Below are 25,406 nucleotides of genomic sequence, written 5' to 3' on the forward strand. Positions count from 1 at the left end.
GCGTCTCAATGGTCGAACCGACCAAGCGGAAGGAAAACCCATGAGCCTCCAGAACAAGAACGCGATCATCTACGGCGCCGGCGGGGCGATCGGCAACGGCGTCGCCAAGGAGTTCGCCGCGCGCGGGGCCCGCGTCTTCCTCACCGGACGGCACCTGCCGGCGTTGACGAAGCTCGCGGGTGAGATCGAACAAAGCGGGGGACTGGCCGAAGTCGCGGTGGTCGACGCCCTGGACGAGACCGCGGTCGACGAGCACGCGGCGGCCGTGGCCACCGAGGCGGGCAGCCTCGACATCTCGCTCAACCTCGTCCCGCGTGGCGACATCCAGGGCATCCCGCTCGTGGAGATGTCGATCGAGGACTACATTCGCCCGATCACCGTCGGCATCACGACGAACTTCATCACCGCACGGGCCGCCGCCCGGCACATGACCGCCCAGGGCTCCGGCGCCATCCTCGCCCTCGACAGCGGATCCGCCCACGGCAGCCCGATGATGGGCGCCACGGGCTCGGTCGACGCCGCGCTGGACACCTTCATCCGCAATCTCGCCGTCGAGATCGGACCGCACGGCGTCCGCGCGCTCGGCATTTGGGTCGCGGGTATCCCGGAGACCCTCACGCCCGAGAAGCTCTCCGCGGTGAACGACCAGCTGCCGGCGAGTCCCGAGATGGTGCAGAACGTCCTCGGCGGACTCGCCGAGGCCCGGCTGACCAAACGCTCACCGCGCCTCGCCGAAGTCGCCTCCACGCTGGCGTTCCTCGCCTCCGACGACGCCATGGGGATCACCGGCACGTTCGTCAACGTGACCAGCATGTACCCCAGCTGACCGAGCCGCCCCGAGCTCCGTCAGCACCGCCCGGATCGCGGGACTCGACTCGGCACTGCGGCGCCACGCGGCGTGCACCTCGCGCGTCGGCGGGCGCCGGAGCGGCCGGGCGACGAGCCCCTCGGCCAAGGGCGGGCGCGCCAGCCGCGGGATCAACGCGACGACCTCGCCCGAGGCGACCAGCGACAGCTGCGTGGAAAAGTCGTCGACCAGATGCCGCACGTCGGGTTCTTCCGGAAGGCCTGCGAACACACGCCGGAACCACTGGTGGCAGACCGTGCCCGGCGGACTGGTCACCCACGCGTGCCCGGCCAGGTCCTCGCCGTCCAGCGGCGGCGAGGATCTGGCCAGAGGATGAGTCTCGGCCATGACGACGTCACCGAGGTCGGTGTGCACCAGACGCCGCGACAGCGCGGGGGACAGCGGCACCGGCAGACCGTCGGCGTCATGCAGGAGCGCGAGGTCGGCCGTCCCGGATTCGACCGAATGCAGAGCCTGGTCGGGATCCTGCTCGGTGATGTGCAGCCGGAGGTCGGGGTAGCGCGCCAGGAGCCGCGGATGGACGGGAGCGAGCAGGCCGCGGATACCGGTCGAGAACGCGGCCACCCGCAGGACCCCGCGTGGCGCGCCCTCCGCGACCGACTGAGCGGCCTCGGCGCACCGTTCGAGTGCCTGGAACACCTCCAGCGAGGAGTCGACGACCGCCTGGCCCGCCGGAGTCAGCACGACACCGCGGCCCGCCGGAGCGAGCACCGGCATCCCGATCTGGCGTTCCAGCCGCTTGATCTGCTGCGACACCGCGGACGCCGTGAAGCCCAGCTCGTCCGCCGCCCGCGCCAACGTCCCCAACGCGGCCACCGACCGCAATGCCCGCAGGGCCCCGACCTCGATCATGAAGCCAGGCTACGCAATACCATCCAAAAACCATCGCTGGACCGCAGGTATCGGCGCGGACAGGATCGACCGCATGACCGGAACACTCTTCGGCTCCAACCTCGTCGCGATGGTCACCCCGATGGAACCCGGCGGCGCGCTCAGCGAACCCGGCCTCACCGGCCTGGTCGACCACCTGCTCGCCACCGGCTGCGACGGCATCGTCGTCGGCGGAACCACCGGGGAGTCACCCACCCTGACCGACAACGAAGCCGCGCGGCTCGTCCACACCGTGGCGAACCGCGCCGGGAACCGCGCACGCGTGATCGCCGGAGTCGGCACCTACGACACCACCGCCTGCATCCGCCGCGCGAAGGAAGCCGAGGCGGCCGGCGCCGACGCGCTCCTGCTCGTCTGCCCCTACTACTCCAAACCGACCCAGGCCGGGATCGTGGCCCACTGCCAAGCGGTCGCCGACGCCACCGACCTGCCGGTCATGCTCTACGACGTCCCGGCCCGCACCGGAACGGCCATGGAAGCGGCCACCCTGATCGAACTCGCCCGCCACCCCAGGATCCGGGCCGTGAAGGACGCCAAGGGCGACCTGTTCGAAGCGATGACCGTCATGGCGCACACACCGCTGGCCTATTACTGCGGCATCGACGAGCTCAACCTGCCCTATCTCGCCGCCGGCGCCACCGGCCTGGTCAGCGTCGTGGGCAACGCCTTCGCCGACCGCAACGCCGAGCTCATCGCCGCCGTACGCGGGGGAGACCTCGAGACCGCGCGCTCGCTCAACGCCGGGTTGCTTCCCCTGGCGGAGGCCGTCATGCGCACGTCGCAGGGGGCGATCATGGCCAAGGCCGCACTGGCCGAACTCGGCGTCATCCCGCACGCGACGGTCCGGCTCCCGCTGCTCGAATCGCCGCCGGAGCACCTGCGGCGCCTTCGCGACGCGTTGGCATCCCTCGGCGCCGGGGCTCTCGCGGTGTCTTAGCCCCCTACGCTGCGGCTGATCCCCGACTGGGATCCGTTTCGTCGTGTGGTCGTGGGCGATGGGCTCGATGCCCCCAATGTGGCATTGGGGACACCGAGCGCCTCCAATGCCACATTGGGGGCATCGAGCTGCGAGGAGGAGCGTCTCGGGCCCCTCAATGATGGTCGTCGGTAGGTAATGAAGGCCTCCTTGAGGGACTCTGGGTCCCTCAAGGAGGCCTTCACGGACTGGAAGATCGCCACGTGCGCCCCAGTGGCAACAGTGGTCGCGCCGAGCGCAAGGAAGGGCCCCTTCCCCAAGTACATGAAGGCTCCCTTCCTTGCGCTAGACGCAGTGAAGGGGGCCTTCACGTACCTATGCCGAGCAGGACCCCAAGACACGGCGAAGCCCCCGCGGAGGGAGGTCGCGGGGGCTTCGCCGGTTCGTGGTGGGGCTAGCTACTTGTGCCGTGCGTCAGGCGGACCGGGTGGTCCTGCGTCCCTTCAGCTCGGCGAGACGTTCGTTGAGCAGATCTTCGAGCTCCGGGATCGAACGGCGCTCCAGGAGCATGTCCCAGTGCGTCCTCGGGGGCTTGACCTTCTTCTGCTCCGGCTGCCCGCCGTCCACGATCTCGGACTCGCTGCCGTGCAGCCTGCACTCCCACACCGAAGGGATCTCGGCATCGTCGGAGAAGGGCACCTCGAACTCGTGGTTCTTGGGGCAGGCGTAGCGCACGGTGCGCCGAGGAGCGAGGTCGTGGTTGCGGTCGGTCTCGTAGCTGACCGCTCCCAGCCGGCTTCCACGGAGAACACGGTCGGCCATGATGGGGGTCCTTTCAGTCAGCTCCGGGTGGAGCCAGGGTGATGCTCACCCTATGCAACGACGATGAGCCCCAGGAGATTCCCTGGACAGCATGTCCTTGCTCACGATGAGCTGTGTCACCCGGTGGCAACAGCTTCTCCTAGTAGGAGTGGTTTCGCGCTCTGGCGTGACGTCAATCCGGCCATCTTGGTGCGGATATCCCCCAGATGGGCTAGTAGTACGCCTGTCACGTCAACCGTAACTGACCGTGTTGGGCCGAGGTCGGCCCCAGGTCGCCCAGTCGAAAGTGCCGACGGCACAATACCTGATAACGGACAGTGTTCGGCTCACCCTCGGAACGTGATGCCGATGAAGTTTCAACTAGCGCCTGCTCGGTATCCGCGACCACCACGGTGTCCCCGGCCCGCAGCACCTCGCCATCGGAAACCCGCGCGTTGAACCGCCCCGTCTGCCCGCACCAGCACAACACCTCGACCTGGACCGGCTGCAACTCGTCCGCCAGCTCGAACAACCGCGCGGCACCCGGGAACAACATGCTCCGGAAATCCGTCGCGATTCCGAAGCAGTACACGTCGATCTGGACGTCATCGGCCAGTTCAGCCAGCTGATCCACCTGATCGGGCGACAAGAACTGCGCCTCGTCGACGATCAGATAGTCCACATGCCGCCCGGCCGCCCACTGCTCACGCACCAGCAACCGCAGATCGGTCTCGTTCCCCACCTCGATCGCCTTGCGCGTCAGCCCGATCCGGCTGGTGATCTGCGGCTCCCCGGACCGGTCATGCCGCACCAGCACCATCCCGCGACGACCCTGCCTCGCGTGGTTGTGGTCGATCTGCAACGCCAGCGTCGACTTCCCGCAGTCCATCGGCCCGTAGCAGAACTTCAACTTCCCGACGACCGGCACACCCCGCCGTGAACCCGCCACCGGCACCGACGACAACGCGTCCGTGGGATCCGGGCCACTCTCCTTCAGTACGGTCACGACGCTCGACCCTATCGGCACACTCCGCCGTCACAGCACCGCCGGTGGTCGGTTACCCGCCGCCTCGATCGCCCGGCGCACCGGGACCAGCCACACGAACACGAAACCGAGCACGAAGAAGACCACCAGGGCGATGATCGCGTACCGGAACGAACCGGTGATCTGCCCGACCGCGGCGAACAACAGGGGACCGAGCCACGACGTCCCCCGCTCACCGACCACGTACAGCGAGAAATACTGCGCGTCCTTGCCCTCCGGGATCATCTGCCCGAACAACGACCGCGACAACGCGTTCGTCCCACCCAGCACCAACCCGATCCCGACCGCCACCGCGTAGAACTGCAACGGCTCACCGGCCTCGATGAAGTACGCGAAGCACAACACGACCACCCAGGCCACCAGACTGCCCAAGATCGTCTTCTTCGCCCCGATCCGGGCCGCGATCGCGCCATGGATCATCGCGCCGGCGTATGCCAGGAACTGGATCACCAGGATCGTGACGATCAGCACCTGCGTGCTGTACTTCAGCTCGTCCTTCCCGTACTGCGCCGACACCGCCACCACCGTCGTGATCCCGTCGGTGAAGACCAGGTAGCTGCCGAGGAACGCCAGCGTCAGGGGATACGCCTTCGCGTCCTTGATCGTCCGCCCCAGCTCCTTGAACCCGGCCGTCAGCACCGACAGACCCCGCTCACCCGACTTCGGCACATGAGTCTGGGGGAGTGCCCGCACCGCCGGGATCGTGAACACCGCCCACCAGATCCCCGACGTCAGGAAGCAGATCTGGATCGCCAGCCCTTCGCTCACCCCGAAGAACTCGTGCCCCATGAAGAACCCGAGCTGCAACGCCAGCGCCAGGCCACCGCCGAGATACCCGAACGCCCACCCCTTCGACGACACCGCGTCCCGCTCGTCCGGCTCCGCGATGTCCACCAGGAACGAGTAGTAGACGACCAGCGCGCCGCCGTAACCGATGTTCGCCAGGATGAACGTCCAGACACCGACCTCCCAGTTCGTCCCCGCGATGAAGAACATCAGCGCCGAGGCCACCGCGCCCAGGAACGCGAACCCGCCGAGGATCCGCCGCTTGTGCCTGCTGCGGTCCGCGATCGCGCCGGCGATCGGCAGCACCAGCACCTGGGTCACCGTCGCGATCGACAGCAGATATCCCCACAGCGAACCCGCCGGGAACTCCAACCCGAACAACGAGACGTCGCAGCTCTGCAGGGTGCTCGAAGCTCCACTCGAATCGGTGCACGCCCTGTCCCCGTTAAGGGTGAAATTCGCCTTCGCGTCCGCGGACGCGATCTCGCTCAAATAGAGCGCTCCGAAGACGGTGATCACCGACGAATAGAACGGCGAATTGGCCCAGTCGTAGAGGTACCAAGCCCGCCACACCCGCTTGCGTTCACGGGTCACGGCCACCGTCATGCACAGCTCCTGAAGTAGAGAACGTCGAGGTCAGCGGGAGACTACTGGTGATCACACCCGCCTGTCCGGCACGAGTCCGGACCGTGTTCGTTTCGACGCGAGACGAACTCTCGCCGGACACCTTCCCGACCATCGTCGGCGTGTCGCTGCCACGATCCCCGTGTGTTTCGTGTGAGGCTGGTGAGCGAGCTGTGACTCTTGTGAAGCAAGTGTCCGGTATTTACTGTTCCGCTCATGAGGACCCATCGCCTTCGCACAGCACACCGCGTAGTGGCGAGAACGCTCCTGCTCGCCCTCGCCGTGACGGGCCTGCAGATCGCCACCACCGGATCCGCCGCCGCGGATCCCCACGGCACCTACTGGTCCAAGCTCCGCATGTGTGAATCGAGCGGGCGCTACAACATCAACACCGGCAACGGCTACTACGGCGCCTACCAGTTCGACCTGCCCACCTGGCGCAGCGTCGGCGGCCAAGGACGACCCGACCAGGCCACCCCTCGCGAACAGGACTACCGGGCCCTCTACCTCTACCGCATGCGCGGCTGGCAACCCTGGGAATGCGCCGGCAAACTCGGCTTCCGCAACGACAGCGACGGCCGCAGCAAACGCGTCCCGTCCTACGCCGACTCCGCCTACATCGGCGGGGGAGGACAGCCCGCCCCGCCGCCCGCACCCAAACCGAAGCCCACTCCGCCCGCTCCGCCCGGCGGCCCCAAACCCGCCTGGCCCGGCGTCGTCTACGCCTACGGCGACTGCGCCGTCGCGCTCAAGCAGTTCCAGCTGCGGATGAACGCCTTCGGCTACGGCTTCACCGGAACCGGCTGCTACTACGACAAAACCCGCGAAGCCGTCCTCGCCCTCCAGCGCGCCAACGGCATCAACGACTCAGGACGACTCGGCCCCAAGACCTGGGACGCCGCCTGGAACGGCAAACCACCCCGCTGACCCCCACGCGTTTAGTCCTCTGAATGCGTGTGAGCGCATTCAGAGGACTAAACGCGGGATCAGGAAGGCCAGGAACCCCGCTCCCGAAGCACCTCACGCAGCAGATCCGGCCGATCCGTCACGATCCCGTGCACCCCCAGATCCAGCAGCAACCGCATCTCCGCCGGATCGTCCACCGTCCACGTGTGCACCTCGAAACCCCCGCGCGTCGCCTGCCGCAAGAACGCCCGATCCACCACCTTCAACCGCCCCTGCCGCACCGGCACCTGCGCCATCGCACCCCGCGACAACGCCCGCAACGAGAACAGCGGCAAGAACCCGTTCGCCCACATCACCGCCACCGAACGCGGCCCCATCGCCGTCACCAGCTTCGGCCCCGCCAGCTTCCGGATCCGGGCCAACCGCGCGTCGGAGAACGACGCCGCCGCGACCCGGTCATGCGCACCGGTCCGCTCGATCGCCCGGACGAACGGCTCCACCGCCTCGTTCGACTTCACGTCGATGTTGAACCGCGCCTCCGGCAACTCCTCGAGCACGTCCTCCAGCCGCGACAGGGGCGCACGACCCCCGATCTTGACCGACCGCAGCTGCGCCCACGTCTGCCGCGAGATCAACCCCGCGCCATCGGTCGTCCGATCCAACGACGCGTCGTGATGCACGACCACCACGCCGTCCGACGTCGCGTGCACGTCCGTCTCGAGATAGCGGTAACCCTCAGTCACCGCCTGCTGGAAGGCCGGCAACGAGTTCTCCAGTCCTTCCAGGTCACCGAGGTGCCAGCCACGATGGGCGAAGGCGCGCGGAAGCGGATCGGCGAGGTACGGAAACAGTGTCGGCACCCCACTAGTGTGCACTTCGGTCGTGGCCCCGGCATGATCGTCGGGTGGCCAGCTAGGGTCTGAACCGTGAGGGAAGTGGCCGAACACCCGAAGACGTCCGCCGAAGAGGTGTCCGAGCTACGCCGCGCGGGGGCACCCAAACACTGCGGATGGTGCGGCCGGCGCCTCGAACAAGGCGGCAACGTCGGCAGACGCCGCCGTTACTGCGGGCAATCGTGCCGCCAGCGGGCTTACGAACGCCGGACCGCCCTCCAGCGCAGCGGCCTCCCCGAAGACGCCGTCGTCCTCTCCGACACCGAGATCGCCACCCTCCAGGACCGGCTCTTCCAGCTCCGCTGCGCCGCGGAAGACGTCGTCACCGCGGCCGACGACGGCGCCTCCGTCGCCGAACTCCGGAACCTGGCGGGCGAAATCGCCCAGGCGGCCAAGGACCTCGAACAACTCCGCTGACCTACACGATCCCGTCCAGCGCCCGGTACGTCCGATTGCTCGCGGCCGCCGCCCGCTGCTCACGACCGGTCGCCTCGATGTAGTTCTGACTGGTCGCCAGGCTCGCGTGCCCCAGCAGCGCCATGATCTCCGACGCGGTCGCGCCGTCCTCCGCCAGCCGGGTCGCGAAGGTGTGCCGCAACGCGTGGAGATTCGCCCCGACCGGCACCCGGTCGTGCAGGCCCGCCCACCGATAGCAGGATTTGACCAGGTACTCCAGCGCCCCGCGGCCGATCGGCTCGCCGGCACGATCCCGGAGGAGGGGAGTGGAGGGCCCGAACCGCTGCTGCGGGAACCGGCGGCGGCAGGAAGCGAGGTACTCCTCGATGATCTTCTCCATGATCGGCTGCACCGGGATCGACCGGTCCCGGCTTCCCTTGCCATGGACGTGCAACCGCATCTCGCCCTGACGGCCCACCAGCGACCGCGCCGTCAGCGCCCGCATCTCCGCGGCGCGCAGCCCGGCGACCAGCCCGAGCGCGATCACCAGGACGTCCCGCTCCGGCCACGGATCCCGCGCGCGGCGCGCACCGTCGGCGGCGGCCGCGAGCAACTGCTCCGGGGTTTCCTCGCCCCGCAAGGGTTTCGGCGTCAACGGAGGCGCCTTCGGCCGGGCGACGGCGCCCATCGGATTGCCCGCGAGCAGCCCGTCGGACACACAGAAGGTGAGGAACTGGTTCCAGGTCGACCACGCGCGCAGCACCGAACTCTTCGCGTGGGTGTCCGCGAAGGCACCGAAGGCGTTGCGGAGCGCCTGGGCGGTGAGCATCTCGACCATGAGGTCGTCAGGGGAGCGGTCCAGCTCGCGGAGCAGAAGAGCGGTGATGCCGGCGAGGTCGCGGCGGTAGGCGTCGGTGGTGTGAGGAGAATCCTTACGGGGACGACGTGCGGCGAAAAAGGCTTGCTGTGCCTCGGAAACCCTCATGAACATCTTGTACCGCATGGCACCGACAGTCTTACACTGGGTTATATTCCGTTTCATGCATAATAGTGATTATGCATGAAACGGAGTGATGGGTCCGAAAACTCCTCGCGGGGGATCTCGGCGCTCCCGTCGCTCTCTGATGTGTCATGAAAGGGTCGTTCCTGACGTTTTTCGTCCTGAACGACCCTTTCATGACACATCGAGCCGCCAAGGTGCTCTGGAGCCCGCGGGGGTCGCCGACTAGGTCGGCTCGGCAAGATCTGCCAGCGACTGACGCCTCCGTTGATCATCATCGGCCGGGACGTCCGGATCAATTCGTCACAGTGACGTATTGGGGTCGGGTGATCGGACATCGGTTCCTCGTCCTCTGGGGGCGTCCCGAGGTGTACTGGAGCCTCAGGGTCGGCCTCGCAGGGAGAGTCGAAGGGAGCGATGCCCGCGTCGCGTGCAGCGAAGGGCGCTTTCGCTGTGTGACACGCGGTGAAGGACGCTTTCAGCCCACGTCAGGGCTCCTCTCGACCGCCGTTATCCAGGCCGGCCAAAGTGCCGATAATGTACATTATGTCAAGTAAGCGTCATGAGCGTCTTCCCCGCGGCGTGTGGTTCGATGCCCCGATGACTCCGACCGAAGCCGACCTCTCTGACGCCTTGACCGCGGCCACCCGTGCGGCTGTCACAGACCTGTTCCGCGACAACCCCGGCCACACCTTCTACTACGTCACGCTGACGACGCCTGGCGAAGCGTTCGGTCCGGCGCTGTCCGCGTGGTCGCACGAGGCGCTGGCTCAGCGGGCCGACGCCGACGAGGTCCGCTACTCCTATGCCGATTCGCCGTTTTCGATCTTGGGTGAGGAACATCTGAAGCCGGTACGCGACCTGTTCGCCGCCCGGCCGGCGGTCTTCGAACTCGACGACGAAGCGTCCGATGCCGAGTTCGAACTTCGGCTGCGTGCGATGGAGACGGCGTTGCGCAGGCTGTCCGATGAAGGCCTCTTCGGTGTCGGCGAGGCTCGCGCGGAAGTCCTGATTCTGGTCGAGGTCGTCCCTGAAGATGAGGACAACGTCGCCCGGGCTCGTCGGCTCAACCCTCCTGGGCCGGCGCTGGATGCCTGGCTGACCTACTGGGGCGTCGGCTGATACACGACACAAGATGTCGCATATTGGGTGGAATGGTCCTGTCATGGAATCTCGACTCAACCCGTACATCAGGTTCAACGGAAACGCGCGACAGGCGATGGAGTTCTACCAGGAGGTCTTCGGCGGCAAGCTGGAAATCGGCACGATCGCGGATTTCGGTGCGCCCGACTCTCCCACCGCCGACAAGGTCATGCACGCTCAACTCGACACCGCGAACGGTCACACGCTGATGGCCTGCGATGTCGATGGCCAGGTCGAGGACGTGCCCCACTCCCCTGGCAACAACGTCGCGGTCTACCTCGGCGGCGACGGCGAACTTCGCGAATACTTCGAGAAGCTGTCCGTCGGCGGCACCGTGACGATGTCTCTGGAGAAACAGCTGTGGGGTGACGAAGCCGGCGCGCTCGTGGACGAGTTCGGGATTTCCTGGATGTTCAACATCACCCTGCAGCCGGAGCCACTCGCCGGGTGATCCGGTCGAACAGTTCGACCAGCGGCTCACTGACGTCCCGGCCGAACTCGGTCAGTCCGTAGGTCACCTGTGGCGGCGTCGTGGGCTCGACCTGTCGCCAGATCAGGCCGTCCTCGACGAGTGCGCGCAGGGATTGCGCGAGCATCTTCTCGCTGATCCCCCGGATGCTCTCGCGTAGCTCGTAGAAGCGGAGATCGTTGCGCTGCAAGGAGATCAGTACCCAGATCCCCCACCGGCTGGTGACGTGACCGACCACGTCGCGGGCGGCGCAGTCAGTGTGAAACACCTCATAACGCGGCTCGGTGTCGGCCGGTGTGAACTGCGCGCCTCCTGCCATGGGAGGAGCTTACCTCTGGGTATGTACTTACGAAAAGTTAGCCGCGCTCCCTAGCGTCGTCGCCACAGGAAGATCGAGCGAAGGAGTGGGCCATGATCGTGGTGACCGGGGCTACGGGGAACATCGGTAAGCCGTTGACGAGGGCGCTGGCCGAGGCGGGCGAGCAGGTGACGGCGGTGTCGCGGCATGCCGCGGCGGCACCGCCCGGAGGCAGGCACGTGGTGGCCGATCTGGCGGAGCCCGTCACTCTCGAACCCGCCTTGGCCGGGGCGAAGGCGTTGTTCCTGCTGCTTTCCGGCGATCTGCACGCCGTCGGGGCGAACCCGGCCGACATCATCGGTCTGGCCGCGGCGAGCGGGGTGCGCAGGGTCGTCCTGCTCTCGACGTTGGGTGTGGCGACCAGACCTTTCGGCACGACGCGGATGGCGATGCGTGAGCTGGAGGACGTGGTGCGGGAGTCCGGTTTGGACGGGGCGATCCTGCGGCCGGGTGGTTTCGCCTCGAACGCGTTGTGGTGGGCGGAGTCCGTGCGCTCGCGGCAGGTGGTCGCGGCGCCGTTCGGAGACACCGGGGTGCCGATCGTCGATCCGGCGGATATCGCCGACGTCGCGGCCGCCTGTTTGCTGGACGATCGGCATCTCGGTGAGGTGTACGAGCTGACCGGTCCGGCGGTGATCACGCCGCGTGAGCAGGCTGCTGCGCTCGCTGCTGTTTTGGGCTCGCCTGTGGCTTTTCAGGAGCTCACGCGGGAGGAGGCGAAGGCGGGGATGGTCTTGAGCATGCCGGCGGAGCTGGCCGACGACACCTTGGACATCATCGGTTCGCCGACTCCGGCCGAGTTGCGCGTGAGTCCGGATGTGGAGCGGGTACTCGGTCGCGCGCCGCGGTCGTTCGCCGAGTGGGCTGCCAGGAATGTCGCGGCGTTCCGCCGACGGGTCGCGCTAGGGTCGTCTCCGGATACCGAATCTGGGGGTTGCCGAAATGTCCGAGAGCACGGCTGTGCGTGTCGATCCGTCCAACGAGCGGATGTTGAAGGCGTGGGATGGTGACGACGGCTCGTTCTGGGCGAAGCGTGCGCAGCGGTTCAACGACGGTGTCGCGGCGTACCGGGATCTCTTCTTCGCCGCGGCTGATGTCCAGGTGGCGGACCGGGTTCTCGACGTCGGCTGTGGTGCCGGTCAGACGACGCGGGACGCGGCCCGGCTGGCTGCCGAGGGTTCGGCGATGGGTGTCGATCTCTCCGGTGAGATGCTCGGTGTCGCTCGTCGGCTCGCTGAGGAGGAGCGTGTCCTCAACGTTTCGTTCGAGCAGGCGGACGCGCAGGTCCATCCGTTCGCCGAGGCGTCGTTCGACGTGGTGATCAGCAGGCATGGCTCGATGTTCTTCGGTACTCCCCTGGCCGCGTTCGCCAATCTGGTCAGGGCGACCCGGCCGGGTGGCCGTCTGGTCCTGCTGACGTGGCAGCCGTTGCGGCTCAACGAATGGATCACCACGTTCCGGACGATCTTCGCGGCAGGTCGTGAGGTGCCCTCGGCGGATCTCGCGCTCAGCGATCCCCGGGAGATCGAGGAGTTGCTGACCTCCGCCGGGTACGTCGACGTGGACTGCACCGCGGTGAACAAGCCGATGTTCTTCGGTGAGGACGTCGACGACGCGGCCGAGTTCATCGTCGAGCAGCACGGTGGCAGGTTGAGCGACCTGGATGACACCGCGCGCGACGGTGCCATCCAGGCCTTGCGGGCGGATCTCGCCGAGCACCAGGCCGACCAGGGCGTTTTCTACGGTTCGGCGGCCTGGCTCGTCGAGGCGCGGCGTCCTTGAGCTACTGCTTGCGGGCGATCAGGTAGGCCTGTGGGGTGCTTTCGAATTCCTCGGACGGCTCACGGACGAGGGTGGAGAGCAGGCTGAAGCCGGCCTCCCCCAGCTGTGCGGCGATCTTCTCGGGTACCAACCGGTACGCGTCGCAGGAGATGTCGTGGCCGTACGCGTGCTCGATGTGGCGTACTTCGTCGCCGACCTGGAAGGCGAGCAGCAGGTGGCCGCCCGGGGCGAGGATCCGGTGGAAGTCGGCGAAGATCTCCGGCAGCCGCTCTCGTGGGGTGTGGATGATCGAGTACCAGGCGACGGCGCCGGCGAGCGCACCGTCCTCAAGGGACAATCCGGGCATCTCGCCGAGCTGGAAGTCCAGATGTGGGTACCACTTCCGGGCGACGGCGAGCATTCCCGGCGAGAGGTCGACGCCGCGGATGTCGAGCCCGAGCTGGTGGAGGTACTCGGTGATGCGGCCGGTTCCGCAGCCGATTTCGGCGACGCGGCCGCCACCGGCGGCCTGGACGAGCTCGGTGTACGCGCCGAGGACGGCGCGGTCCCAGGTGGAACCGGCGAGGTGGTCGCGGAGGAGTTCGGCGTAGTCGGCCGCGACCGTGTCGTAGGCGGTTCGGGTGGTTTGGAGGTAGTCGGTCACGGCGGCGACCCTAGACCCGGGCACCGACAACAATCGTCGCGTACAGGTCTTCGTCGGTGATCACTTCGGGGGTCAAACCGTTGTGTGCCATGGCTTCCGCGGTGCTTACGGCTTGGCTTTCGCCGGTTTCGATGAGCAGGTGCCCGCCTGGTGCGAGCCAGTGGAGGGCTTCGGCGGCGACGCGGCGGTGGACGTCGACGCCGTCGTGTCCGCCGTCGAGTGCGACGCGGGGTTCGTGGTCTCTCGCCTCGGGCGGCATCATCGCGATGGCGTCGGTGGGGACGTACGGGGCGTTGACGACCAGGATGTCGACGCGGCCTTGTAGCGACGTGGGAAGTGGTGCGTACAGGTCGCCTTCGAAGACCTCTCCCCCGGCTTGGGCGACGTTCTCGCGGGCGCAGCGGACGGCGGCGGGTTCGATGTCGGCGGCGTAGAGCCGGATGTCGCCGAGTTCGGCGGCGATGGCGGCGCCGAGCGCGCCGGTTCCGCAGCAGAGGTCGAGGACCACCGCTCCCGGTCCGGCGAGGGTGACGGCGTGGCGGACGAGGAGTTCGGAGCGTTGCCGTGGCACGAAGACGCCGGGTTCGACGGCGATGCGGAGTCCGTGGAATTCGGCCCAGCCGAGGATGACTTCGAGTGGTTCGCCGTCGACGCGGCGTTGGACCATGGTGTCGAGTTCGGCCGGGGTGCGGGCTTCGGCGGTGAGGAGCCGGGCTTCGTCTTCGGCGAAGACGCACCCGGCCGCCCGCAGCTTGTCGATGATGGTCACTTGTCCCGCAGTCTGGTGAGGATTCCGTCGAGGGCCTCGCGGACGGTGTCGGGGACGCCGTTGGTGCGCAGGTCGGTGAGGAACTGTTCGTTGAGCCCGCCGGGGGTCATGTGCTTGCCGGTGAGGGTTTCGAGGGAGCCGTTCTGTTCGGCGAGGGACTGGCCGAGCTGGCCGAAGATGTGGCTGGTGAAGGCGGTCGCCGTGGTGTCGTCGATGCCCTGGTCGGTCATCCAGGCGGCGATGGTGCCGAGGTAGTCGAGGTGGGCGGCGAAGGTGGCGGTGGCGCCGCTGAAGATGTCGAGGTCCTTCTCGGCGGCGGGGACGACGCTGCCGCCGATGCTGTCGAAGAGGGCTCGGGCTTCGGGGTTGTCGGGGTACATCGCGGTGAGGCTTTGGCGGCGCGCGGCGGGTGGCAGCGGGATGCTCCGGACGACTTCGCGGGCGGGGGCGGCCCAGTCGCGCAGCCGGTCGAGGGGGACGCCGGCGAGGGCGCTGATCAGGACGTGCTCGGGGCGGAAGGTGAGGTCGCGGAGGACTTCTTCGGCGATGGGCGGGCGGACGGCGAGGATGATCGTCGAGGCGCTGTCGACGACGGCTTGGTTGCTGTCGCGGACTTCGACGTTGGCGAAGCGGGCGGAGAGTTCTTGCCCGACACTGCGGCTGCGGGGTGAGAGGAAGATCCGGGGCGGGTCGGTGACGTCCTTGCTGAGGCCTTCGACGATGGCGGCGGTGATCTCCCCCGCGCCGATGAATCCGTAGTCCATGGTCAGGCTCCCGTGTGGCCGTCGACGCGTTCGCGGATGAGGTCGGCGTGGCCGTTGTGGCGTGCGTATTCGCCGATCATGTGGACGTAGAGCATGCGGAGTGAGAACGGGTTTCCGCCGAGGTCGAAGGTGTCGTCGAGCGATCCTCCGGCGGCCGCCTCGTCGGCGAGCCGGATCTCTTCGAGGAGGATGTCGTAGGCCTCTTCGGCTTTGGTCGCGTCGAGGACTTCGAAGTCGTGGTCCTTGCCGAGGGCGGGGTCGTAGAGGGGTTCGATGTCCTGTGCGGCGTAGCGCAGGCGGAACCAGAAGCGTTCGACCTTGGCGAGGTGCCGGACGAGGCCGAGGAGGGTGAGGTTGGAGGGCGGGACCGACGCCGTGGCGAGCTGTTCCCCGGTGAGACCGGTGAGTTTGTGGAGGAAGGTGCTGCGGTGCCAGGTCAGCAGGGAGGGCAGGAGGATCCGCTCGTCGGCGGCGGTGTCGCCGGACGGCCGGGTGACCTCGGGGGCGGTCCATGTCATAGCGGCGATCATGCCATCGGGTGACGTGGGATTCGTGGTGCGCCGGCTGGGGTGAGCGGGGTCACGTGAGCGGGGCTGAATCCTTTCGTGGGGTTCTCGGCTCTTGTAAGGGCCGGGACAAGCTCGGCGCGGGAGGAGGTTCGTCGTGGAGGCCGATTGGCCGCGGGATTCGTTGATCGTGGCGGCGCAGGGCGGGGACGCGTCCGCCATCGCCGCTCTGGTCTCGGGTTCCCATCCGCATGTGCAGCGGTTCGCGCGGTCGCTGTGCGCTTCGCCTGAGGACGCGGAGGATTCGGCGCAGGAGGCGCTGATCATCCTGTATCGGAAGATCGGCTCGCTGCGGGCCACCGGTGCGCTGGCGTCGTGGATGTTCCGGATCGTGCGCAACGAGTGTCTCCGGCGGGCGCGCCGGGCGTGGCGTGGTGACGATCTGGCGGATTCCGTGGTGATGGTGTCGGCCGAAGAGGACGCTTTGGAACGGCTGGAGGCGCAGCGGGTGGCCGCGGCGATCGCCGGGTTGCCGTCCGATCAGCGTCGCGTCTTGATCATGCGTGACATCCAGGGGCATTCGGGCCGTGTGGTGGCCGACGCGCTCGGGCTGAGCCCGGCCGCGATGAAGTCCCGGTTGCATCGCGCGCGGGCGGCGGTTCGTGCCTCTCTCGACAACCCTGCTTCCTGACCCTTCTGTTGAGGAGTTCTTCAATGCTGGAAATCGGTTCCGCTGTCCCTGATGTCGTTCTCGAGGACACGTCCGGTCAGGTCGTGCGGCTTTCGGAGTTCCGTGGCACGGGGAACGTGCTGATCTATTTCATGCGGTCGACCTCGTGCCCGGTGTGCAACGGCCATGTGAAGGATCTCGTGGGGCGCGCGGAGGAGCTGGCCGCCGCCGACGTGCGGGTGCTGGTCGCCGTCCCCGAGGAGCGGGCGGAGGCCAAGGCGTGGCGGGCGAAGCGCGGGGTGCCCTTCCGGGTGGTGACCGGTCGGGGCGGGACGCCGCACGAGGCCTTCGGGCTGGGGAAGAAGCTGCTGCAGCAGTCGGGCAGTGTGCTGTTCGACCGGGACGGTGTGGTTCGTCACGCGCATGCGGCGACGATGCCGACCAGTGCTTATGACAAGAAGGGCATCGCCAAGGCCGTCGAAGGGCTCGCCAAGGTGCGTTGACTGAAGGTGTGAATCGGTGCTTCACTTCTTGGGTGCCGTATCGACGTACACCGAAGGTCCAGGAGCGTCTGGACGCCCAGCGCGACGCCGTCCTCGCCGCCGCCATGGAGCAGTTGGCCGAGCGCGGGTACGCGGGCTGCTCGGTGTCGGCGGTCGCGGAACGGGCGGGGGTGGCGGTCGGCAGCGTGTACCGCCACTACCCCACCAAGGCCGCGCTGGTCGTGGAGCTGTTCCGCAAGGTCGTCACGCGCGAGGTCGAAGCTGTGCGCGAGGTGTCGGAGCGGCCCGGTACGCCCGCGGAGCGGGTTGTGGCAGTCTTCGACACCTTCGCGAGCCGGGCGTTGAAGACGCCACGGATGGCGTACGCGCTGCTGGCCGAGCCTGTCGACGCGCCGATCGAGGCCGAGCGGCTGGTGTTCCGGCGCGCGTTCCGTGACGTCGTGGCCCAGCACGTGGCCGACGGTGTCCGGTCCGGGGTCCTGCCCGCCCAGGACGCGGACGTCACCGCGGCGGCGCTCGTCGGCGCGGCCGCCGAGGTGCTGATCGGCCCGTTGACCACCGGCAGTGCGGACGAGGTGTCCGGGCTGCGCACTTTCGTCCTGCGTTCCTTGGGAGGTTCCGATGCCGGTCACTCATGAGGTCACCAATCAGGTCCCGCCGCTGGCGGAGTACGACGTCGCCGCCGATCCGGCCTTGCTGGAAGGGCTGGAGCGGGCGGGCGCGGGCTGGGCGGTGGCCGAGGTGCACGCCCTCGGCAGGCTCGCCGGGAGTGAGCAGGCGCAGGAGTGGGGCAGGCTGGTCAACGAGAACGAGCCGGTGCTGCGGACGCACGACCGGGTCGGGAACCGGATCGACGAGGTCGAGTTCCACCCGTACTGGCACGAGCTGATGGACGTCGCGGTGTCCTACGGGCTGCATGCGGCGCCGTGGCGGGATCCCCGCCCGGGCGCGCACGCGGCGCGGGCGGCGAAGATGTACGTCTGGGGCCAGGTCGACGCGGGGCACACGTGCCCGATTTCGATGACGTACGCGGCGGTGCCGGCGCTGCGGTTCAATCCCGAGCTGTCCGCGCGGTACGAGCCGTTGCTGGCGGCGACGGAGTACGACTTCGGGCTGCGTGAGCCGAGTTCGAAGCGCGGTCTCATCGCCGGGATGTCGATGACGGAGAAACAGGGCGGGTCCGACGTCCGGGCGAACACGACCACGGCGCGGCCGCTGGGTGACGGCAGCTACGTGATCGTCGGGCACAAGTGGTTCACTTCGGCGCCGATGTCGGACATGTTCCTGACGCTGGCTCAGGCGCCGGGTGGGCTGTCGTGTTTCCTGCTCCCCCGTGTCCTGCCGGACGGCTCGCGCAACGGGATCCGGTTGCAGCGGCTGAAGGACAAGCTGGGCAACCGGTCCAACGCGTCGTCGGAGATCGAGTACGACGACGCGATCGGCTGGCTGATCGGCGAGGAGGGCCGCGGGGTGCGCACCATCATCGAGATGGTGAACAACACCCGGCTGGACTGCGCGGTCGGGAGCGCCGCGGGGATGCGGTACGGCGCGGTGCGGGCGATCCACCACGCGCGGCATCGTCGTGCGTTCGGGGCGAACCTGGTGGATCAGCCTTTGATGGGCAACGTGCTGGCGGACCTCGTCGTGGAGTCGGAGGCGGCGACGACGGTCGGGATGCGGCTGGCGTCGGCCACCGACCGGCCGGAGGACGAGCAGGAGCAGGCGTTCCGGCGGCTGGGGCTGGCGGTGACGAAGTACTGGGTGTGCAAGCGTGGTCCGTCGCATGCGGTCGAGGCGCTGGAATGCCTGGGCGGCAACGGGTACGTCGAGGAATCGGGGATGCCGCGGCTCTACCGCGAGGCTCCGCTGATGTCGATCTGGGAGGGTTCGGGCAACGTCGCGGCGCTGGACGCGCTGCGGGCGATGGCGAAGCAACCCGAGTCGGTGGCGGCGTATTTCACCGAGGTCGAGCAGGCCTCCGGTGCCGACGCGCGGCTGGACGACGCGGTGGGCAGGCTGCGCAAGGAGCTGTCCGATCTGTCGGACATCGAGTACCGGGCGCGTCGGCTGGTCGAGTCGATGGCGCTGGTGCTGCAGGGTTCGCTGCTGGTGCGGCACGGGACGCCGGCCGTGGCCGACGCGTTCTGCGCGTCGCGGCTGGGCGGCGACTGGGGTGTCGCGTTCGGGACGCTTCCGTCCGGAGTGGACACGCGGGCGATCGTCTCGCGCGCGGAGGTCTGAGCGCGTCGTACGCGTGCGCGATCGGCGATCTCGCGTGATTGAAGGGCGCACTCGCGTGATCGGAGGCGGATCTCGCGTGATCAGGCGGCGAACACGGCCGGGACTCTCGGTGCCCGTATGACCACGTGCTGCGGCGGTCCGGTCGATTCACCCGGCCGGACCGCCGCCGAGCACTGCGAACAGCCGCAGGATTGCGGAATTCGGGTGCATGCAAGGGCTCTCGGGTCGGCTACGTTCCTCGGTCATGGTCGATCGCCGAAGATGCCTGGTCCTGGTCCCCGTGGCGCTGTTCGCCGCCGGCTGTGCGACGGCCGCGCCGACGCCGATCTTCGCGGCGGCGAGTTCGACGCCTTCCGTGGAGAGCGCGCCGATGCTGGGGGCGGCGGCCCCGTCCGGTGCGCCGTTCGTGGCGGCGGACGGACGGGACCTGCGGTCCTGCGCCGACGGTGAGTGCGAGGTGCTCGTCCGGACCGGCGACCAGATCCCCAACGACGGCGGCGCCGGACCGCTCTCGGTCGCGGTCCAGGCCGGGAAGGTGGGGCTCGCCCCGGCCTCGGGCGGGATGGGCGCCGCGGTGTCCGGTCCGCCGGGGATGGCCCATCAGATCAACCGCCAGGTGATCGTCGTCGTCGCGGTGCAGGGCGACGAAGGGATCGTCCGGCTGAGCCGGAAATAGCCGCTCAGGTCAACCCGGCGACGAATTCGCTCAGCAGCCGGTTCGCCGTCGCGGAGTTGTACAGGCGGTCGAAGTCGGCGCGCGCCACCCGATGCCGGAACTCCCCTCGGTGGGACGGATCGCCGGCGTCGTGGACGGTGTCGGTGAACCAGGTCGCGAAGGCCTGGTAGTTCCACACTTCACGCAGACGGTCGTCTGAGTACGCATCGAGCGGACCCGTGTCGCCCTCTTTGTAGTAGTGGATCAGCGCGTCGGCGAAGATGTCCGCGTCGTACAGCGCGAGGTTCATTCCCTTCGCGCTCATCGGCGGGACGATGTGCGCGGCGTCGCCGAGCAGGTGGAGCCTGCCGTGGCTCATCGGGCTGAGCACTTCGCCACGCAGCGGCAGTAATTGTTTCTCCACGATCGCGCCCGTTGTGGCGAGTGGTTCACCGAAGCGCGTTTCGAGTTCGCTCCAGATCCGTTCGTCCGGCCAGTCTTCGGTGGTGTCCTCGAGCGGGCACTGGAGGTAGAACCGGCTCGCGCGCGGACCCCGGGCGAACTGGGCCGCGAATCCGCGTTGGTGGATCGCCATCACGGTCTGGTGGGTGGCGGGTACGTCGGCGAGGACGACCAGCCACGCGTAGCCGTATTCGTGGGTGTGGCGGGTGATCCTGTCCTCGGGGATGGCGGCGCGGGAGGCGCCGTGGTTGCCGTCGCATCCGGCGATGAAGGCTCCTTCGACGATCGACCCATCGCCGAGCCGGACGCGTGGGCGTTCGCCGATGTCCTCCACGGAAACCTCGGTGTCGAACCGCAGGTCGCCTCCGTCCTCCTCGAATGCGGTGATGAGGTTCCGGACGAGGACCTGTTGAGGGCAGAGCCTGCCTTCCCCGTGTTCTTCGACGGAGAGCGTCAGGGGCCTCGGCTGTCCGTCGACGCGGAAGCCGAGCGTGGGCTTGATGGGAGTCCCGCCGACCACGCGGTCTTCGAGGCCTCGTTTCCGGAAGACGCGCGTGGCCCTGGTGTCGATGACCCCGGCGCGCTGCCGTCGCTCGACGTACTCGCGGCCGCGCCGTTCGAACACGACACAAGGGATTCCCTCGCGCAGGAGGAAGTTGCCGAGCGCGAGTCCGGCTACGCCCGCTCCGACGATCAGGACGGGTCTGTGCTCGTTTCCTGTTGTCATGCTTCAAGTTTCGGCAGCACCACGGTTTAGGGCGAAGACGATCTCTGTACCTACTAGTATGTACGGCATGCATGCGATGCAGTACGAGATCACCCTCCCCGCCGACTACGACATGGGCATCATCCGCGACCGCGTCGCCACCCGCGGGCATCTGCTCGACGACTTCGGCGGCCTGGGGCTGAAGGTGTACGGGATCCGTGAGCGCGGCGTCGACGGCTCGACGCTGAACCAGTACTCGCCGTTCTATCTGTGGCACGACGAAGCCGGGATGAACGCCTTCCTGTTCGGCGGACCGTTCAGCGGCATCGTCGAATCCTTCGGGCGTCCCGCCGTGCAGCACTGGACCGTGCTCGGCTTCGAGGAAGGGCCCGCGTTCGGCTCGTCCCCGGTCGCGGCGGGAAAGCACATCGTGCGGATCCCCGACGAGGCCGACCCGGTGGCCTTCCTCGGCGAAGCACTCGACGGGCTCCGCGAGCACCTGCGCCAGGACGGCGCGCATTCGGGCGCGCTGGCCGTCGACCCGCGGACCTGGCAGGTCGTCCGCTACAGCCTGTGGGCGGACGAGGCACCGGAATCCGACGAGGTCCGGTATCAGATCCTCCACCTGTCCTCGCCGCACCTGGAGCAGCTGCGGCGAGGACGGCAGTGGGATCAGCCGAGCAACGCGGCGAACAACGCGCCCGGATCGGCTTCGGGCGGACCAGCGGGCCACTGATCCCGGTACGGGTACCAGAGCCCGTCCTTGCCCAGCCGCACCTGCACCCCTGTCCCGTGAACGGTGCAGTGGTTGCGTTCGACGTCCAGTCCTTCGCCGGGATCGTCCACGACCTCGGCGAAGGCGGCCCGTGCCCGGCCCATCGCCTGCGACGGCGGCGTCCATACGGTCTCCAGGACGTCGAGACCGGCACGGCCGCCGTGCCGCCACGCGAGCACCGCGCGATCGAAGTCCTCACCGTGCTCGGCCGGGCGCAGCCTCTCCACGGTCTCCGGGCGAGTGGCGGCGAGGCGGACGGCGTCCTGCTTGCGGGTGAGCTTCGGCTGCGACGCCAAGAGCGCACCGGCCATCTGTCGCGCGTTGTCGATCAGCAGGGCGAAGGCCTCGGCCGGGATCTCGGGCGCCCCGGGCACGGTCGGACCTCCGGTGGGCGCGAACGCGGCGATATCCGGTAACGGACCGGGCTCGCCGGCGTACGCCCGCTCGGCGTCGATGTCGTCGTCCCCGGTGCGCACGAATCGGGGCGCGTTGCGCCGCTGCAGCTCGTCGAGCAGCTCCCGCTCCCCCTTGCCGCGCATCAGCAACAGCACGAACGGGTCGGCGTCGAGCAGCCACGACGCCTGGAACGACAGCGCCGCGGCATGGCGGCACGGCAGCTCCCAGCCGGGGCAGTCGCAATCCGGATCGAGGTCACCGATCCCGGGCAGCAGATGCACCCCGGCGTCGTCGGCGGCCTCGACGAGGTCGTGCGGCATGTCCCGGTCCAGCAACGCGGCGAGATGCCCGGCACGCGAGGCGACCCGGTCGAGGAACCGGTCCCACTCGTCACCGGTCAGCTCCGCGAGCCGGACCTCGGTGCGGTACTGCCCTTCCTGATCGTCGACCACCGCGGCGATCCGCCCCGGGCTGACCGTGATCGGACCGACCCGGCCCGCCGCGGCGTACTTGCGGCCCTGTTTCAGCTGCCGCAGATCCAGCGCGGTGTCCTCCATCGCGCTGATCCACGCGCGACCCCACCACGAGCGAGCGAACTGACCTCGTCCACCCTGGGCGCCGAAAGCGGGGAAACCGCGGACGCGATCTTCAGGCGTACTCATCGGCGGCTCCTCAACTCGACCAGATCGGCCAGCTCCTCGTCGGTCAGTTCGGTCAAGGCGGCCTCGCCGCCCGCGAGCACCGCGTCGGCGAGCGCACGCTTCTCCCGCAGCATCGCCGCGATGCGGTCCTCGACGGTGCCCTCGGCGATGAGCCGGTGCACCTGCACCGGCCGGGTCTGCCCGATCCGGTACGCGCGGTCGGTCGCCTGGTCCTCCACCGCCGGGTTCCACCAGCGGTCGTAATGCACGACGTGATCGGCGCGCGTCAGGTTGAGCCCGGTCCCCGCCGCCTTGAGCGACAACAGGAACACCGGCACCTCACCGGCCTGGAACCGGCGCACGAGATCTTCTCGTTTGGGCACCGGGGTGCCACCGTGCAACAGCTGCGTGCCGATCCCACGCTGCGCGAGATGCCGTTCCAGCAGCCGCGCCATGGCGACGTACTGCGTGAACACCAGCACCGCGCCGTCCTCGGCGAGGATCGTGCCCAGCAGTTCGTCGAGCAGCTCGAGCTTGCCCGACCGGCCGTCCAGCACCGCGTCCGAGGGCTCCTTGAGGTACTGCGCGGGATGGTTGCAGATCTGCTTGAGCCCGGTGAGCAGTTTGACGATCCGGCCGCGGCGCGCGATGCCCTCGCTCCCGGCGATCTCGGCCATCAGCTCGCGCACCGTCGCCTCGTACAACGCCGCCTGCTCGGCCGTGAGCGTCACCGGCCGGTCGGTCTCGGTCTTGGCGGGCAGCTCCGGCGCGATCCCCGGGTCGGATTTGCGGCGGCGCAGCAGGAAGGGGCGGACGAGCCGGGACAGGCGCTCCGCCGCTTCCGGGTCCTTTCCGGACTCGACCGGTTTCGCCCAGACCCGACGGAAATCGGCCATGGTGCCGAGTAGGCCCGGTGTCGTCCAGTCGAGGATCGCCCACAGTTCGGCGAGGTTGTTCTCCACCGGGGTGCCCGTGAGCGCCACCCGCGCCGACGACGTCAGCGTCCTCAACGCCTTCGCCGTGCCGGAGCGGTGGTTCTTGACGTGCTGGGCCTCGTCGGCCACCAGCAGTCCCCAGTGGACGGACCCCAGCGGTTCCGGATCCACGCGCAGAGTGCCGTAGGTGGTGAGCACGAAGCCGTCGCCGAGGTCGTCGAGTGAGCGTTCGGTGCCGTGGAACCGCCGCACCGGGACGCCAGGGGCGAACTTGGTGATCTCGCGTTCCCAGTTCCCCAGCAACGAGGCCGGGCAGACGACCAGCGTCGGACCGTCCGCGCGATGCAGATGCAGCGAGATCAGCGTGATCGTCTTGCCGAGACCCATGTCGTCGGCGAGACAGCCGCCGAGCCCGATCGAGGTCATGGCGGTGAGCCACTGCAGGCCGCGCATCTGGTAATCGCGCAAGGTCGCGGCCAGGCCTCGCGGCGGCGCCTGCGGCTCCGGCGGGGCGAGCAGCCGCTCCCGCAACGCGGCGAGCCAGCCGTCGGTGAGGACGTCGACGCGTTCACCGTCGATCTCGGTGGTCCCGCTCAAGGCGGCACCGAGCGCGTCGATCGGCGTGAGCGGCTTGAGCGCGCGATCCCGCGCCTTCGCCGCGAGAGCCGGGTCGACGAGAACCCACTGATCGCGCAGGCGCACGACGGGGCGGTGGGCCTCGGCCAGCGCGTCCATCTCGGCCGCGGTGAGCGGCGCACCGCCGAGGGCCAGCTGCCAGTCGAACTGCAGCAGCGTGCCGCCGGCGAAGAACGAGGGAAGATCGGCGGGCGGGGCGTCACCGCCGCCGACCACCGCCTTCGCGCTCAGGTCACGGGCGAGATCGGCGGGCCAGTGCACGTCGATACCCGCCGTGGCCAGCAGCGGCGCCGCGGTGGTGAGCAGTTCGGTGATGTCGGTGTCGCCGAGCCCGACCTCGTCGGGGACCGCCGCGCCGAGCAGCGGTTCCAGCGGCGGCCACAACTGTGCGGCCCGGCGCAGCGCCAGCATCACGTCGATCCGCGCCCTCGGACCGAACCGGTCGTCACCCGCCCAGAGCGCGGCGGCGTCGGCCAGGACACCGGGATCGGCCAGGCTGTGCACCTGGACGACCCCGCTGAACCGGCCGATCGTGAAGTCGTCACCCGGCGCTTCGATCCGTATCGAGACCCGGACCCCGGAATCCAGCCCGGCCGCGACCTCGGCCGCCCAGTCCCGCAACTGCGGAACACGATGCGAAGGCGCGGCGGCGAACGCCTTCACCCCGGCCGCCTGCGCGGCGGCGGGCGTGCGCGGAAGGGTGTCGGCCACGGCGTCGAGGAACGCACGCAGCAACGGATACCGCGCCGGCAGGAGGTTTCCCTCGCTCGGGATCGCCCGCGCTCGCGCGGGCATCGCTTCGGACAGCTCGCGCAGCCAAGCGGCGTCGGCCGGTTCCAGCGGGCCGGCGCGCCAGGCGTCCACATCGGACTCCGTGAGCCCGGGAAGCAGCCTGCCCGCCTCGGCGAGCTTCAACGCCGCCGCGGCGGCCGTGCTCCAGAAACGCGCGGAGTCGTCGTCGCTCTCATTGAGACGCAGCAGCGCCGGAAGCGCCTCGGCCATCGGCAGCCGGACGCACGGCACCGTGGTGATCTCGGGGAGAGCGACCGTCACCTCCCCGGCCCCCGGCGTGTTCCCCTCGGCGTTCCAGAAGACGAATCCGCTGGTCCGAGGGGGATTTTTCGGTTCGAAAGCGACACTGCCGAAGCCGTCGTGAGACGCCACTCAACCCCAATCTCTGTACGGTGTACAGTTCAGGATAACACAACTCTGTACACCGTAGAGAG

General features: G+C 68.6%; 28 protein-coding genes. 14 read left to right on the plus strand and 14 right to left on the minus strand.

The genetic code is table 11. The features are described 5' to 3' along the window. The first annotated feature begins 40 nt into the window (after positions 1-40). Positions 41-826 carry an SDR family NAD(P)-dependent oxidoreductase gene (locus tag AMK34_RS04500; RefSeq protein ID WP_073843113.1) on the plus strand — a complete coding sequence of 262 codons (786 nt, stop codon included), beginning with the start codon at positions 41-43 and terminating at the stop codon, positions 824-826. On the opposite strand, the gene AMK34_RS04505 is transcribed toward AMK34_RS04500, so the two are convergent. Beyond that, positions 719-1,720, minus strand: a complete 1,002-nt coding sequence (locus AMK34_RS04505) for a LysR family transcriptional regulator (protein WP_073843115.1) — start codon at positions 1,718-1,720, stop codon at positions 719-721. The genes AMK34_RS04500 and AMK34_RS04505 overlap by 108 nt on opposite strands. Before the next feature lie 73 nt (positions 1,721-1,793). On the opposite strand from AMK34_RS04505, the gene dapA reads away from it, so the two are divergent. After that, positions 1,794-2,696, plus strand: a complete 903-nt coding sequence (gene dapA, locus AMK34_RS04510) for a 4-hydroxy-tetrahydrodipicolinate synthase (RefSeq protein WP_073843117.1) — start codon at positions 1,794-1,796, stop codon at positions 2,694-2,696. A 453-nt stretch (positions 2,697-3,149) separates the two neighbouring features. Here dapA and AMK34_RS04515 read toward each other — a convergent pair whose 3' ends face one another. The 3 genes from AMK34_RS04515 to AMK34_RS04525 all read right to left on the minus strand — a co-directional run bounded on the left by AMK34_RS04515 (position 3,150) and on the right by AMK34_RS04525 (position 5,913). Then, positions 3,150-3,497, minus strand: coding sequence for an RNA polymerase-binding protein RbpA (locus AMK34_RS04515; RefSeq protein ID WP_005151365.1), 348 nt, complete (start codon positions 3,495-3,497; stop codon positions 3,150-3,152). Between the two features lie 226 nt (positions 3,498-3,723). Then, positions 3,724-4,482 (minus strand): thymidine kinase, encoded by a 759-nt coding sequence (locus AMK34_RS04520; protein ID WP_038513508.1) that lies wholly within the window; start codon positions 4,480-4,482, stop codon positions 3,724-3,726. Between the two features lie 30 nt (positions 4,483-4,512). Then, positions 4,513-5,913, minus strand: a complete 1,401-nt coding sequence (locus AMK34_RS04525; RefSeq protein ID WP_073843119.1) for an MFS transporter — start codon at positions 5,911-5,913, stop codon at positions 4,513-4,515. Positions 5,914-6,183: 270 nt separating this feature from the next. Between AMK34_RS04525 and AMK34_RS04530 the strand changes: the two genes are divergently transcribed. After that, positions 6,184-6,858, plus strand: a complete 675-nt coding sequence (locus AMK34_RS04530; protein ID WP_038513504.1) for a transglycosylase family protein — start codon at positions 6,184-6,186, stop codon at positions 6,856-6,858. Between the two features lie 59 nt (positions 6,859-6,917). Here the strand turns inward: AMK34_RS04530 and AMK34_RS04535 are convergent, their stop codons facing one another. Further along, positions 6,918-7,697: a glycerophosphodiester phosphodiesterase gene (locus AMK34_RS04535; protein ID WP_073843121.1), complete on the minus strand. Its 780-nt coding sequence runs from the start codon at positions 7,695-7,697 to the stop codon at positions 6,918-6,920. Positions 7,698-7,763: 66 nt separating this feature from the next. Here AMK34_RS04535 and AMK34_RS04540 point away from each other — a divergent pair, with 66 nt between their 5' ends. Further along, complete coding sequence (locus AMK34_RS04540; protein ID WP_037337960.1) at positions 7,764-8,147, plus strand: hypothetical protein; 384 nt, start codon at positions 7,764-7,766, stop codon at positions 8,145-8,147. Position 8,148: 1 nt separating this feature from the next. Here AMK34_RS04540 and AMK34_RS04545 read toward each other — a convergent pair whose 3' ends face one another. Continuing rightward, positions 8,149-9,129 carry a tyrosine-type recombinase/integrase gene (locus AMK34_RS04545; protein ID WP_073843123.1) on the minus strand — a complete coding sequence of 327 codons (981 nt, stop codon included), beginning with the start codon at positions 9,127-9,129 and terminating at the stop codon, positions 8,149-8,151. A 630-nt stretch (positions 9,130-9,759) separates the two neighbouring features. Between AMK34_RS04545 and AMK34_RS04550 the strand changes: the two genes are divergently transcribed. Together AMK34_RS04550 and AMK34_RS04555 are read left to right on the plus strand one after the other, a co-directional pair. Continuing rightward, on the plus strand, positions 9,760-10,248 hold the full coding sequence (locus tag AMK34_RS04550; RefSeq protein ID WP_241832677.1) for a DUF4303 domain-containing protein: 489 nt from the start codon (positions 9,760-9,762) through the stop codon (positions 10,246-10,248). 43 nt (positions 10,249-10,291) lie between these two features. Then, a complete protein-coding gene (locus AMK34_RS04555; protein WP_073843127.1) occupies positions 10,292-10,720 on the plus strand; it encodes a VOC family protein in 429 nt (142 codons plus the stop codon). On the opposite strand, the gene AMK34_RS04560 is transcribed toward AMK34_RS04555, so the two are convergent. Next, positions 10,689-11,057 carry a winged helix-turn-helix transcriptional regulator gene (locus AMK34_RS04560; RefSeq protein ID WP_073843129.1) on the minus strand — a complete coding sequence of 123 codons (369 nt, stop codon included), beginning with the start codon at positions 11,055-11,057 and terminating at the stop codon, positions 10,689-10,691. The genes AMK34_RS04555 and AMK34_RS04560 overlap by 32 nt on opposite strands. A gap of 92 nt (positions 11,058-11,149) precedes the next feature. On the opposite strand from AMK34_RS04560, the gene AMK34_RS04565 reads away from it, so the two are divergent. Together AMK34_RS04565 and AMK34_RS04570 are read left to right on the plus strand one after the other, a co-directional pair. Next, positions 11,150-12,106: an SDR family oxidoreductase gene (locus tag AMK34_RS04565; protein ID WP_241832678.1), complete on the plus strand. Its 957-nt coding sequence runs from the start codon at positions 11,150-11,152 to the stop codon at positions 12,104-12,106. Then, positions 12,039-12,878 carry a class I SAM-dependent methyltransferase gene (locus tag AMK34_RS04570; RefSeq protein WP_073843131.1) on the plus strand — a complete coding sequence of 280 codons (840 nt, stop codon included), beginning with the start codon at positions 12,039-12,041 and terminating at the stop codon, positions 12,876-12,878. Before AMK34_RS04565 ends, AMK34_RS04570 begins: the two co-directional genes overlap by 68 nt. 1 nt (position 12,879) lies before the next feature. Here AMK34_RS04570 and AMK34_RS04575 read toward each other — a convergent pair whose 3' ends face one another. The 4 genes from AMK34_RS04575 to AMK34_RS04590 are packed head-to-tail and all read right to left on the minus strand — an operon-like array spanning position 12,880 to position 15,572. Then, on the minus strand, positions 12,880-13,521 hold the full coding sequence (locus AMK34_RS04575) for a class I SAM-dependent DNA methyltransferase (RefSeq protein ID WP_073843133.1): 642 nt from the start codon (positions 13,519-13,521) through the stop codon (positions 12,880-12,882). A 10-nt stretch (positions 13,522-13,531) separates the two neighbouring features. Next, the gene (locus AMK34_RS04580) at positions 13,532-14,290 is read right to left on the minus strand and encodes a putative protein N(5)-glutamine methyltransferase (RefSeq protein ID WP_073843135.1); all 759 of its coding nucleotides are present in this window, start codon (positions 14,288-14,290) and stop codon (positions 13,532-13,534) included. Beyond that, positions 14,287-15,054, minus strand: coding sequence for an NAD(P)-binding domain-containing protein (locus AMK34_RS04585; protein ID WP_073843137.1), 768 nt, complete (start codon positions 15,052-15,054; stop codon positions 14,287-14,289). The genes AMK34_RS04580 and AMK34_RS04585 overlap by 4 nt, the downstream gene beginning before the upstream one ends. Before the next feature lie 2 nt (positions 15,055-15,056). Next, positions 15,057-15,572: a DinB family protein gene (locus AMK34_RS04590; protein WP_073843139.1), complete on the minus strand. Its 516-nt coding sequence runs from the start codon at positions 15,570-15,572 to the stop codon at positions 15,057-15,059. A 145-nt stretch (positions 15,573-15,717) separates the two neighbouring features. Between AMK34_RS04590 and AMK34_RS04595 the strand changes: the two genes are divergently transcribed. The 5 genes from AMK34_RS04595 to AMK34_RS04615 all read left to right on the plus strand — a co-directional run bounded on the left by AMK34_RS04595 (position 15,718) and on the right by AMK34_RS04615 (position 19,650). Continuing rightward, a complete protein-coding gene (locus tag AMK34_RS04595) occupies positions 15,718-16,251 on the plus strand; it encodes an RNA polymerase sigma factor (protein WP_073843141.1) in 534 nt (177 codons plus the stop codon). Positions 16,252-16,274: 23 nt separating this feature from the next. Next, a complete protein-coding gene (locus tag AMK34_RS04600) occupies positions 16,275-16,733 on the plus strand; it encodes a peroxiredoxin family protein (protein WP_073843143.1) in 459 nt (152 codons plus the stop codon). A gap of 32 nt (positions 16,734-16,765) precedes the next feature. Further along, positions 16,766-17,371 (plus strand): TetR/AcrR family transcriptional regulator, encoded by a 606-nt coding sequence (locus AMK34_RS04605; RefSeq protein WP_038513474.1) that lies wholly within the window; start codon positions 16,766-16,768, stop codon positions 17,369-17,371. Continuing rightward, positions 17,355-18,974: an acyl-CoA dehydrogenase family protein gene (locus tag AMK34_RS04610; RefSeq protein ID WP_073843145.1), complete on the plus strand. Its 1,620-nt coding sequence runs from the start codon at positions 17,355-17,357 to the stop codon at positions 18,972-18,974. The genes AMK34_RS04605 and AMK34_RS04610 overlap by 17 nt, the downstream gene beginning before the upstream one ends. A gap of 244 nt (positions 18,975-19,218) precedes the next feature. Beyond that, a complete protein-coding gene (locus AMK34_RS04615; RefSeq protein ID WP_073843146.1) occupies positions 19,219-19,650 on the plus strand; it encodes a hypothetical protein in 432 nt (143 codons plus the stop codon). A gap of 4 nt (positions 19,651-19,654) precedes the next feature. Here the strand turns inward: AMK34_RS04615 and AMK34_RS04620 are convergent, their stop codons facing one another. Then, positions 19,655-20,818, minus strand: a complete 1,164-nt coding sequence (locus AMK34_RS04620) for a 4-hydroxybenzoate 3-monooxygenase (RefSeq protein WP_073843148.1) — start codon at positions 20,816-20,818, stop codon at positions 19,655-19,657. A gap of 67 nt (positions 20,819-20,885) precedes the next feature. On the opposite strand from AMK34_RS04620, the gene AMK34_RS04625 reads away from it, so the two are divergent. Further along, positions 20,886-21,533 carry a DUF4865 family protein gene (locus AMK34_RS04625; protein WP_083649809.1) on the plus strand — a complete coding sequence of 216 codons (648 nt, stop codon included), beginning with the start codon at positions 20,886-20,888 and terminating at the stop codon, positions 21,531-21,533. On the opposite strand, the gene AMK34_RS04630 is transcribed toward AMK34_RS04625, so the two are convergent. Continuing rightward, entirely contained in the window at positions 21,470-22,630 is a 1,161-nt protein-coding gene (locus AMK34_RS04630; RefSeq protein ID WP_073843152.1) for an SWIM zinc finger family protein, read from the minus strand. The genes AMK34_RS04625 and AMK34_RS04630 overlap by 64 nt on opposite strands. Beyond that, positions 22,627-25,344: a DEAD/DEAH box helicase gene (locus AMK34_RS04635; RefSeq protein WP_073843154.1), complete on the minus strand. Its 2,718-nt coding sequence runs from the start codon at positions 25,342-25,344 to the stop codon at positions 22,627-22,629. Before AMK34_RS04635 ends, AMK34_RS04630 begins: the two co-directional genes overlap by 4 nt. Positions 25,345-25,406 lie beyond the last annotated feature (62 nt).

The organism is Amycolatopsis sp. CB00013, from assembly GCF_001905755.1.
GTDB classification, from domain to species: domain Bacteria; phylum Actinomycetota; class Actinomycetes; order Mycobacteriales; family Pseudonocardiaceae; genus Amycolatopsis; species Amycolatopsis japonica.

Excerpts from the sequence above, each read along its gene's own strand:
- AMK34_RS04500 (WP_073843113.1), top strand. The coding sequence starts at position 41 with ATGAGCCTCCAGAACAAGAACGCGATCATCTACGGCGCCGGCGGGGCG.
- AMK34_RS04505 (WP_073843115.1), bottom strand. The coding sequence starts at position 1,720 with ATGATCGAGGTCGGGGCCCTGCGGGCATTGCGGTCGGTGGCCGCGTTG.
- dapA (WP_073843117.1), top strand. The coding sequence starts at position 1,794 with ATGACCGGAACACTCTTCGGCTCCAACCTCGTCGCGATGGTCACCCCG.
- AMK34_RS04515 (WP_005151365.1), bottom strand. The coding sequence starts at position 3,497 with ATGGCCGACCGTGTTCTCCGTGGAAGCCGGCTGGGAGCGGTCAGCTAC.
- AMK34_RS04525 (WP_073843119.1), bottom strand. The coding sequence starts at position 5,913 with ATGACGGTGGCCGTGACCCGTGAACGCAAGCGGGTGTGGCGGGCTTGG.
- AMK34_RS04545 (WP_073843123.1), bottom strand. The coding sequence starts at position 9,129 with ATGCGGTACAAGATGTTCATGAGGGTTTCCGAGGCACAGCAAGCCTTT.
- AMK34_RS04555 (WP_073843127.1), top strand. The coding sequence starts at position 10,292 with ATGGAATCTCGACTCAACCCGTACATCAGGTTCAACGGAAACGCGCGA.
- AMK34_RS04560 (WP_073843129.1), bottom strand. The coding sequence starts at position 11,057 with ATGGCAGGAGGCGCGCAGTTCACACCGGCCGACACCGAGCCGCGTTAT.
- AMK34_RS04565 (WP_241832678.1), top strand. The coding sequence starts at position 11,150 with ATGATCGTGGTGACCGGGGCTACGGGGAACATCGGTAAGCCGTTGACG.
- AMK34_RS04570 (WP_073843131.1), top strand. The coding sequence starts at position 12,039 with ATGTCCGAGAGCACGGCTGTGCGTGTCGATCCGTCCAACGAGCGGATG.
- AMK34_RS04585 (WP_073843137.1), bottom strand. The coding sequence starts at position 15,054 with ATGGACTACGGATTCATCGGCGCGGGGGAGATCACCGCCGCCATCGTC.
- AMK34_RS04590 (WP_073843139.1), bottom strand. The coding sequence starts at position 15,572 with ATGACATGGACCGCCCCCGAGGTCACCCGGCCGTCCGGCGACACCGCC.
- AMK34_RS04600 (WP_073843143.1), top strand. The coding sequence starts at position 16,275 with ATGCTGGAAATCGGTTCCGCTGTCCCTGATGTCGTTCTCGAGGACACG.
- AMK34_RS04610 (WP_073843145.1), top strand. The coding sequence starts at position 17,355 with ATGCCGGTCACTCATGAGGTCACCAATCAGGTCCCGCCGCTGGCGGAG.
- AMK34_RS04615 (WP_073843146.1), top strand. The coding sequence starts at position 19,219 with ATGGTCGATCGCCGAAGATGCCTGGTCCTGGTCCCCGTGGCGCTGTTC.
- AMK34_RS04620 (WP_073843148.1), bottom strand. The coding sequence starts at position 20,818 with ATGACAACAGGAAACGAGCACAGACCCGTCCTGATCGTCGGAGCGGGC.
- AMK34_RS04625 (WP_083649809.1), top strand. The coding sequence starts at position 20,886 with ATGCATGCGATGCAGTACGAGATCACCCTCCCCGCCGACTACGACATG.
- AMK34_RS04630 (WP_073843152.1), bottom strand. The coding sequence starts at position 22,630 with ATGAGTACGCCTGAAGATCGCGTCCGCGGTTTCCCCGCTTTCGGCGCC.